At 40.7% G+C, this 1,476-nt stretch carries 1 pseudogene; it reads left to right on the top strand.

Features of this window, described 5'->3' with window-relative positions:
• A pseudogene (locus tag G4L40_RS12840) lies at window positions 1-1,476 on the top strand (hypothetical protein); the annotation flags it as partial.

The following is a 1,476-nucleotide window of genomic DNA, read 5'->3' as shown; positions in this document are numbered from 1 at the left end:
TATCAGATAGCTTACCATTAAATGACGGAACTGATACAGACGCAGACGGATTATGTGATGCTGGAGATCCTGACGATGATAACGATGGAATTTTAGACGCTACAGATCCTAACGATACGAACCCAGATATTTGTGGAGACTCAGACGGAGACGGCTGTGATGACTGTTCAGTAGGAACAGACAACTTCGGTCCATTATCAGATAGCTTACCATTAAATGACGGAACTGATACAGATGGAGATGGTACTTGCGATGCTGGAGATATTGATGATGATAATGATGGTATTACAGATACAGAAGAGCAAAATGGTAATCCAATTTTGGATACTGATGGAGATGGAACTATTGATAGTCTTGATTTAGATGCTGATGGTGATGGAGTAAACGATGTATTTGAAGCGGGTCATGGTCAAGCAGATGTTAATAATGATGGTATGGTAGATGGTGCAACTGGATTAAATGGACTTCCAGACAATGTTGAAGGAGGTATTGATGGTTCAGGACCAATGTATGTAATGCTTGACACAGATGGTGATGGTATACATGATTTCCAAGATATCGATGATGATAACGACGGAGTAAATACAGAATTCGAAAATCCAAATGCAGACGGTGATGGTAACCCTAACACAGGAGCTACACAAGACACAGACGGTGATGGAATTGATGATTATTTAGATATCGATGATGATAACGACGGAGTAAATACAGAATTCGAAAATCCAAATGCAGACGGTGATGGTAACCCTAACACAGGAGCTACACAAGACACAGACGGTGATGGAATTGATGATTATATAGATATCGATGATGATAACGACGGAGTAAATACAGAATTCGAAAATCCAAATGCAGACGGTGATGGTAATCCAACAACAGGAGCTACACAAGACACAGATGGTGATGGAATTGATGATTATTTAGATATCGATGATGATAACGACGGAGTAAACACAACATTCGAAAATCCAAATGCAGACGGAGATGGTAACCCTAACACAGGAGCTACACAAGATACAGATGGCGATGGAATTGATGATTATTTAGATATCGATGACGATAACGACGGAGTAAACACTGAATTCGAAAATCCAAATGCAGACGGAGATGGTAACCCTAACACAGGAGCTACACAAGATACAGATGGCGATGGAATCGATGATTATTTAGATATCGATGACGATAACGACGGAGTAAATACAGAATTCGAAAATCCAAATGCAGACGGAGATGGTAACCCTAACACAGGAGCTACACAAGACACAGATAGCGATGGAATCGATGATTATTTAGATGTAGATGATGATGGTGACTTAGTAGATACAGAGTTTGAGAATCCAGATCCAAATGGAGACGGAAACCCTTCTGACGCACAAGACACAGACGGTGACGGTACACCAGACTACTTAGATGTAGATGATGATGGTGACTTAGTAGATACAGAGTTTGAGAATCCAGATCCAAACGGAGACGGAA

Origin of the sequence: Flavobacterium celericrescens (genome assembly GCF_011392075.1) — a bacterium.
Lineage (GTDB): Bacteria > Bacteroidota > Bacteroidia > Flavobacteriales > Flavobacteriaceae > Flavobacterium > Flavobacterium celericrescens.
This window is presented reverse-complemented; position numbering and strand designations above follow the sequence as displayed.